This is a genomic window from Rhizobacter sp. P2_D12 (genome assembly GCF_056404395.1).
Window position 1 is genome coordinate 1 of sequence record NZ_JBFUEB010000175.1, and the last position, 8,163, is coordinate 8,163.

6 protein-coding genes are annotated in these 8,163 nt (G+C 69.1%); 4 read left to right on the top strand and 2 right to left on the bottom strand.

Translation table 11 applies throughout. The features are described from left to right. Positions 1 to 1,327, top strand: a 1,327-nt coding sequence (locus AC1DYN_RS30605; protein WP_477966239.1) for a chitinase, incomplete at its 5' end; no start/stop codon positions are given. Positions 1,328 to 1,420: 93 nt separating this feature from the next. Next, positions 1,421 to 2,509, top strand: a complete 1,089-nt coding sequence (locus tag AC1DYN_RS30610; protein ID WP_477966241.1) for a phospholipase A — start codon at positions 1,421 to 1,423, stop codon at positions 2,507 to 2,509. 27 nt (positions 2,510 to 2,536) lie between these two features. Here AC1DYN_RS30610 and AC1DYN_RS30615 read toward each other — a convergent pair whose 3' ends face one another. Next, complete coding sequence (locus AC1DYN_RS30615) at positions 2,537 to 6,100, bottom strand: indolepyruvate ferredoxin oxidoreductase family protein (protein WP_477966243.1); 3,564 nt, start codon at positions 6,098 to 6,100, stop codon at positions 2,537 to 2,539. Positions 6,101 to 6,296: 196 nt separating this feature from the next. Between AC1DYN_RS30615 and AC1DYN_RS30620 the strand changes: the two genes are divergently transcribed. Together AC1DYN_RS30620 and AC1DYN_RS30625 are read left to right on the top strand one after the other, a co-directional pair. Beyond that, positions 6,297 to 6,854 carry an Lrp/AsnC family transcriptional regulator gene (locus AC1DYN_RS30620; protein ID WP_477966245.1) on the top strand — a complete coding sequence of 186 codons (558 nt, stop codon included), beginning with the start codon at positions 6,297 to 6,299 and terminating at the stop codon, positions 6,852 to 6,854. Further along, positions 6,851 to 7,771, top strand: a complete 921-nt coding sequence (locus AC1DYN_RS30625; protein WP_477966247.1) for a LysR family transcriptional regulator — start codon at positions 6,851 to 6,853, stop codon at positions 7,769 to 7,771. Before AC1DYN_RS30620 ends, AC1DYN_RS30625 begins: the two co-directional genes overlap by 4 nt. An 88-nt stretch (positions 7,772 to 7,859) precedes the next feature. Here AC1DYN_RS30625 and AC1DYN_RS30630 read toward each other — a convergent pair. Then, positions 7,860 to 8,163, bottom strand: a 304-nt coding sequence (locus AC1DYN_RS30630; RefSeq protein ID WP_477966249.1) for a transposase, incomplete at its 5' end; no start/stop codon positions are given.

Consider the following 8,163-nt stretch of genomic DNA (forward strand, 5'->3'; position numbering starts at 1 on the left):
CCCGCCGGCCCCGGCGCCTGCGCCGGCCCCCAGCCCGAGCCCGGCGCCCGCGCCGGCCGGCTGCAACCCGGTGTGGCTGGCGGCCACCGCGTACAACGGCGGCGCGCTGGTCAGCGTGAACGGCGTCAACTACAAGGCCAACTGGTGGACGCARGGCCAGAAYCCGKCSASCAACARCGGCCCGGCCGGCAGCGGCCAGCCSTGGACCGCGACGACCACCTGCAATGGCGCGCCGGCCCCGGCCCCCGCACCGGCGCCCACCCCGGCACCGGCGCCCGCGCCTGCACCGGCTCCGACACCGGCGCCCGCGCCGGCCCCTGCACCTGCACCGGCGCCTGCCCCCGCGCCATCGCCGGCCCCGGCGCCGTCGAGCCAGATCGCCAAGCATGCGCTGATCGGCTACTGGCACAACTTCACCAATCCGGCCGGCAACACCTACCCGCTGAGCCAGGTGTCCGATGCGTGGGACGTGATCGTCGTCGCGTTCGCGGACAACGCCGGTGGCGGCAACGTCAGCTTCACGGTCGACTCCAACGCCGGCAGCGAGGCGCAGTTCATCGCCGACGTCGCGGCGCTGAAGGCCAAGGGCAAGAAGGTGGTGTTGTCGCTGGGCGGGCAGAACGGCTCGGTCAGCGTCGGCTCGCAGGCCGAGGCGACCAACTTCACCAACAGCCTGTACGCGATCATCCAGAAGTTCGGCTTCGACGGCATCGACCTCGACCTGGAGAACGGCGTCTCGCAAGGCGCGCCGATCCAGCAGTACCTGGTCAGCTCGGTGAAGGCGCTGAAGGCCAAGGTCGGCTCGAAGTTCTACCTGTCGATGGCACCGGAGTGGCCGTACGTGCAAGGCGGCTTCATCTCGTACGGCAGCATCTGGGGCGCTTACCTGCCGATCATCAACGGCTTGCGCGACGACCTGTCGATCATCCACGTGCAGTACTACAACAACGGCGGGCTGTACTCGCCGTACCAGGCCAACCCGTACCCGGAAGGCTCGGTGGACATGCTGGTGGCCGGCAGCAAGATGCTGATCGAGGGCTTCGGCCTGTCGAACGGCGCGTCGGGCAGCTTCGCCGGGCTGCGTGCGGACCAGGTCGCGTTCGGCGTGCCGTCGGGCCCGCGTTCGGCCAACTCCGGCTTCGTCACGGCGACCACCGTCAACAACGCGGTGGACTGCATGGTGAAGCTGACCGGCTGCGGCTCGCTGCGTCCGAACCAGGCCTACCCGACCTTCCGCGGCGTGATGACCTGGTCGATCAACTGGGACCGCTTCGACGGCTACAACTTCTCGGCTCCCGTCGGCGCCCACCTGAAGTCTTTGCCGTAAGGGCCGCAAGGCCTGAGTGATACCCGAGCAGAGGGACGCCCATCCGGCGACCTCTGCCCGGGGATTCACCGGCTGGCCCTACCATCCGGGCGCATGCGTTCACCGACCCTCGGCGCCTGTGCCTGTCTCGCTTTCTTTTTTCTCCCCCTGCACCCCGCGCTCGCGCAGGCCGATCCGGCGGCCGGCCTGGCCGAGTGCGCGCTGATCGGCGCGCCGGCGGACCGCCTGGCCTGCTACGACAAGCTGGCCGGCCGAGCGATCGTCGAGCCGGCGCCCACCGGCAACGAAGGCGCGAGCGACTCGCGGCTGGCCCCGAAGGCGCAGCTGCTCGCGCCGGCGAAGCAGCCGGTGGGCGGCAGCGGCAGCCTGCTCTCGCGCTACTGGGAACTCGACCCCGAGGACAAGCGCGGCATCTTCAACTTCGTCGGCTACAAGCCCAACTACGTGTTGCCGCTGCACCTGACGAGCCGCATCAACCGCGAGCCCCGGTCGCCGACGCAGGCGGCGGTGCCGCTGCCCGACTACAAGCGGCTCGAGGCCAAGTTCCAGCTGTCGCTGCGCACCAAGGTGCTGCAGGACGTCGGCTTCGAGGGCGGCGACCTGTGGCTCGCGTTCACGCAGCAGGCGCTGTGGCAGATCTGGAACGGCAAGGACTCGAAGCCGTTCCGCAACAGCGACTACGAGCCGGAGGCGATCTACGTGGTGCCCACGCCGCAGGCCTGGCGCGGGCTGCCGTTCGGCTGGCAGTGGCGGCATGCGCAGCTGGGCATCGCGCACCAGTCGAACGGGCAGTCCGACCCGCTGTCGCGCAGCTGGAACCGCGTGTGGCTCGGTGCCGGCTTCGAGCGCGAGAACTGGTCGCTCAGCACGCGCCTGGTGCAGCGCTTCAACGAGAAGCTGGAGACCGACAACAACCCCGACCTGGTCGACTTCCGCGGCCGCAGCGAGACGCAGCTGAACTGGGCGAGTGGCCTGTCGACCGCGTCGCTGCTGTACCGCAACACGCTGAAGGGCGTGAAGTACGGGGCGCTGCAGCTGGAATGGACCTACCCGGTGCTCCACGACCAGCCGAACGGCCTGCGCTGGTACCTGCAGGCCTTCCGCGGCTATGGCGAGACGCTGACGGACTACAACTTCCGGCAGACGAGCTTCGGGCTGGGCGTCACGTTCCTGCAGTTCTAGGGGCCCGGATCGGCATCCGGGCCCCGGTCATGCCGCGCGTTGCGACTCGCCCGCGCGCCACTGCGCCATCAACCCCGTCCACTTCGGCAGCGCCGTCGCGAGGTGCCGCTCCTTCACGTGCCCGTAGCCGCGGATGTCCTCCGGGATGCGCGCGATCTGCACCGCCAGCGGCAGCGTCTGCGCATTCAGCCCGCGCAGCACCTCGTCGATCGACTCGCGGTACTGCCCGATCAGCGCGCGCTCGGTCTTGCGCTCTTCGGTGCGGCCGAACGGGTCGAAGGCCGTGCCGCGAAGCCGCTTGAACTTCGCCAGCACGCGGAACGCCGTCTGCATCCACGGCCCGAAGCGCTGCTTCACCAGCTCGCCCTTGTCGTTCTTCTTCGCGATGGCCGGCGGCGCCAGGTGGTAGTTCAGCGTGTAGTCGCCCTCGAACTGCGCCGCGATCCTGTCCAGGAAGGCCTTGTCGGTGTGCAGCCGCGCCACCTCGTACTCGTCCTTGTAGGCCATCAGCTTGAACAGGTAGCGCGCCACGTTCTCGGTCAGCCTGTGCCCGCCCAGCGGCGCCTCGGCTGCGCGCACCTTCTCGACGAAGGCCTGGTATTGCGCCGCGTACGCCGCATCCTGGTAGCCGGTCAGGAACTCGACCCGCTTGGCGACCAGGTCGTCGATGCTGGTGCTCTTGCGCACGAACTCGATCACCTGCCCGGCCTTGAACAAGGCCTTAACCGCGGGCAGGTCGTGCGCCGCGCGGCGGCCCCATTCGAAGGCCGCCTTGTTGTTGTCGACCTGCACGCCGTTCAGCTCGATCGCGCGCATCAGCGCCGCATGGCCCAGCGGCACGCGGCCCTTCTGCCACGCGTAGCCCAGCATCAGCGGGTTGGTGTACAGCGAATCGCCGACCAGCTGCACCGCCAGCTCTTCCGCATCCAGCATGCCGACGTGGCCGGCGCCGGCGGCGGCGACGATCGCGCTCTCGCAGTTGGCGCCCGGGAACTGCCAGTCCGGATTGGTCACGAAAGCCGCGGTCGGCGAGCCGTGCGTGTTCAGCGCCACGTAGCTGCGGCCTTCGCGCAGCGTCGCCAGCGTGCTCTTGTTCGCGCCGACGATCGGGTCGCAGGCGATCACCAGGTCGGCCTCGGCCGTGCCCACCTTGGTGGTGTGGATCGCGTCCATCCGGTTCGCGATCTGGATGTGGCTCCAGGTGCTGCCGCCCTTCTGCGCGAGGCCGGCCGAATCCTGCGTGACGATGCCCTTGCCCTCGAGGTGGGCCGCCATGCCCAGCAACTGGCCGATGGTGATGACGCCGGTGCCGCCGACGCCGGCCACCACGATGCCCCAGGCGCTCTCGGCCACCGGCAGCACCGGGTCCGGCACCGCGATGCGTGACGGATCGGGCCGTTCCTGCTTCGCCTTCTTCGTGCTCTTGAGCTGTCCGCCCTCGACGGTGATGAAGCTCGGGCAGAAGCCCTTCACGCACGAATAGTCCTTGTTGCAGGTGTTCTGGTTGATGCGGCGCTTGCGGCCGAACTCGGTCTCCACCGGCTCCACGCTCAGGCAGTTGCTCTGCACCAAGCAGTCGCCGCAGCCTTCGCACACCAGCTCGTTGATCACCACCCGCTTGGCCGGCTCGACCATCGTGCCGCGCTTGCGGCGGCGGCGCTTCTCGGTGGCGCAGGTCTGGTCGTAGATGATGGCCGTGGTGCCCTTGATCTCGCGGTACTCGCGCTGGATGCGGTCGAGCTCGTCGCGGTGGAAGGCCTGCACGCCCGGGGCCAGCGCGACGCCGTCGTACTTCTCGGGTTCGTCGCTGACGATGCACAGCGCGCTGACGCCCTCGGCCTTCACGCTGTTCATGATCTGCAGCACCGTGTGGCCCTCGGGGCGCTCGCCCACGCGCTGGCCGCCGGTCATCGCGACCGCGTCGTTGTAGAGGATCTTGTAGGTGATGTTGACGCCGGCCGCGATGCTCTGGCGGATCGCCAGGCTGCCGCTGTGGAAGTAGGTGCCGTCGCCCAGGTTCGCGAAGATGTGCTGGTCGGTCGTGAACGGCGCCTGCCCGACCCAGGGCACGCCCTCGCCGCCCATCTGCGTGAAGGTGCTGGTGCTGCGGTCCATCCACACCACCATGTAGTGGCAGCCGATGCCGGCCACCGCGCGCGAGCCCTCCGGCACCTTGGTGCTGGTGTTGTGCGGGCAGCCGCTGCAGAAGAACGGCAGGCGGTCGCCGCCCTCGCTCTTCACCTCGACCAGGCTGCGCTCCTTGGCCTCGATCAGCGCGATGCGCGCATCGATGCGCGCCGCGGTGTCGGCATCGACGCCCAGCTTCTTGAGCCGCTTGCCGATCGCCTTCGCGATGATGGCCGGCGTCAGGTCGGCCTGCGCGCGCAGCAGCCAGTTGCTGGCCGGGTTGGGCTGCGACCACTCGCCGCCGCTCTGGTCGCCGCCGACCTCGTCGAACTTGCCGAGCACGTTGGGCCGCACGTCGGGGCGCCAGTTGTAGAGCTCTTCCTTCAGCTGGTACTCGATGACCTGGCGCTTCTCCTCGACGACCAGGATCTCCTGCAGGCCCTTGGCGAACTCGCGCGTGATGGTGGCCTCGAGCGGCCACACCACGTTGACCTTGTGCAGCCGGATGCCCAGGCGCCGGCAGGCGTCGTCGTCCAGGCCCAGGTCGTGCAGCGCCTGGCGCGTGTCGTTGTAGGCCTTGCCGCTGGCGATCAGGCCGAAGCGGTCGTTCGGGCCCTCGATCACGTTGTGGTTCAGCTTGTTCGCGCGCACGTAGGCCAACGCGGCGTACCACTTGTGGTCCATCAGCCGCGCCTCCTGCTCCAGCGGCGCATCGGGCCAGCGGATGTGCAGGCCACCGTCCGGCATCACGAAATCTTCCGGCAGCACGATGTTGACGCGGTCGGGGTCGACGCTGATGCTGGCCGACGATTCGACGATCTCCTGGATCGTCTTCATGCCCGACCAGACGCCGGCGAAGCGGCTCATCGCGAACGCATGCAGCCCCATGTCCAGGATGTCCTGCACGCTGGACGGGAAGAACACCGGCAGCCCGCAGGCCTTGAAGATGTGGTCGCTCTGGTGCGCCGCGGTGCTGCTCTTGGCGATGTGGTCGTCGCCGGCCAGCGCGATCACGCCGCCGTGCTTCGCGGTGCCGGCCATGTTGGCGTGCTTGAAGACGTCGGAGCAGCGGTCCACGCCCGGGCCCTTGCCGTACCAGATGCCGAACACGCCGTCGAACTTCCTGCTCTGCGGGTACAGGTCGAGCTGCTGCGTGCCCCACACCGCGGTGGCGCCCAGTTCCTCGTTGACGCCCGGCTGGAACACGATGTTCTGCGCCTGCAGGTGCTTCTTGGCCTGCCACAGCGCCTGGTCGTAGCCGCCGAGCGGCGAGCCGCGGTAGCCGCTGATGAAGCCGCCGGTGTTCAGCCCGTTCATCGCATCGCGCGTGCGCTGCAGCATCGGCAGCCGCACGAGAGCCTGCACGCCGCTCATGAAGGCGCGGCCGGTGGCGAGGCTGTACTTGTCGTCGAGCGAGACGCTCTCGAGGGCCTTGCGGATGGATTCGGGTAGCGGGGCGTTCATCGTCCAGGGCTCCTTGGGGGAGGGGTGCTTCGGTGAGGCGCGCTCGGCCGCTCGTGGCGGCGTCGGCACCGGGCTGCGCTGTGTCGGCGGGAAGCGGTCAGTGTAGGGATTCGGGCGGAGCAAGTCCTTTCTTTGTTTGCCCGGATCACGGGCCGCGGCGCAATAATCTTGCTGACATCTTCATGTGGTGATGCGAATGACGCTCAAAAAGCCCATATCAGGGAAAACCAGCAGACCGGTGGCGCCTGCCGCCGCACCCGAGCCGCACGGCGCCACGCTGGACCGCTACGACGTGCTGATCCTGCGCGAGCTGCAGCAGGACGCGCGCCTGTCCAACACCGAGCTGGCGGCGCGCATCGGCCTGTCGGCGGCGCCCACCTGGCGGCGCGTCAAGTGGCTGGAGGACCAGGGCTACATCACCGGCTACCGCGCCGAGATCGACCGCCGCAAGGTCGGGCTGGGCGTGCTGGCCTTCGTGCGCGTCGACGCGAACCGCAACACCGGCAGCGAGACGCGGGCGCTCGAAGACGCGATCCGGCAGTTGCCGGAGGTGATCGCCTGCCACTACATCTCGGGGGCCGGCACCTTCGAGCTGCAGGTGATGGCGACCGACCTGGATGCGTTCTCGCGCTTCTCGATCGAGACGCTGCTGAACCTGCCCAACGTGAAGGACATCCACACCAGCTTCTCGCTCGGCGAGGTGAAGGCCGGCGGCGCGTTGCCGCTGACGCACCTGCGGGCGGGCGCCGCATGAAGAACCTGACCCTGCGCCAGCTGCGCGCCTTCGAGGCGGCGGCCGCGACGCTGAGCTACTCGCGCGCGGCCGGGCAGCTGCACCTGACGCAGCCGGCGATCTCGATGCAGATCCGGCTGCTGGAAGACGAGCTCGGGCTGCCGCTGTTTCGCAAGCAGGGCCGCGGCCTGCAGCTCACCGACGCCGGCGACGAGCTGCTGCGCCATGCGCGCGGCATCCTCGGCGCGATCCGCCAGGCCGAGGATGCGCTGACCTCGATGCAGGGCAGCACGCGCGGCCAGCTGCACCTGGGCGTGGTGCCGACGGCCAACTACTTCGCGCCGATCCTGATGATGGCGTTCCGCGAGCGCTTCCCCGAGGTCAAGCTGAAGCTGTCGGTGGACCGGCGCGACAGCATCCTCGCGCTGCTCAACGAGCACCAGATCGACGTCGCGATCGCGGGCTACCCGCCGTCGGAGGCCGACGTCGAGGCCGAGGCCTTCGCGCGGCATCCGCATTGCATCGTCGCGGCGCCCGAGCACCCGCTGGCCGGCAGGCGCCGCATCGCGTGGAGCGAGCTGAAGGCCGAGCCGTTCATCTTCCGCGAGCCGGGGTCGGCGACGCGCCAGTTCCTGGAGCACCTGCTGCAGGCGCAATCGCTGCAGGTCAACGTGACGATGGAGCTGTCCGGCAACGAGACCATCAAGCAGGCGGTGATGGCCGGCATGGGCATCAGCTTCATGTCGGCGCACGCCTTCCAGATCGAGCTGGCGGCCGGGCGCATGGCGGTGCTGGACCTGGTGGGCATGCCCAAGCTGCTGGACTGGTGCCTGCTGCACCGCCGCGATGGCGCGCTGGCGGGGGTGAATGCGGCGTTTCGCGAGTTCGTGCTGGAGCAGGGGGCGCGGCTGGCGCATTGCGAGTTGAAGGGCGGGTGATTGCCCGGGGGCGTGGCCGTGTCGTGGCGGCCGCTGGCCCGTTTCGCCCTCCACGTTTTCCCCGACGTCGTAGGTTCTATGTCGAGCGTCAAGCCTTTGCGACGAGTTGAGGGTTGAAGGGCTGATTGGAGCGCCAGACGGAGAAGGCGATGCGAAGGAGCTTGCGAGCGACGACGCAGTAGGCCTGGATCTTGGACATGCCGCGGGCGAGGAGCTTGTCGCGGATGGCCTTGAAGACGGGGGAGCGGCAGGCGGTCATGGCGGCGCAGTAGATGAGCCGGCGCTCCTCGGCGTTGCCCTGCTTGGAGAGCTTGCGGGTGCCTTTGTAGGTGCCGGAGTCGCGGGGCCTGGGGTCCATGCCGAAGGCGGCGACGACGGCGTCGCTGGTGGCG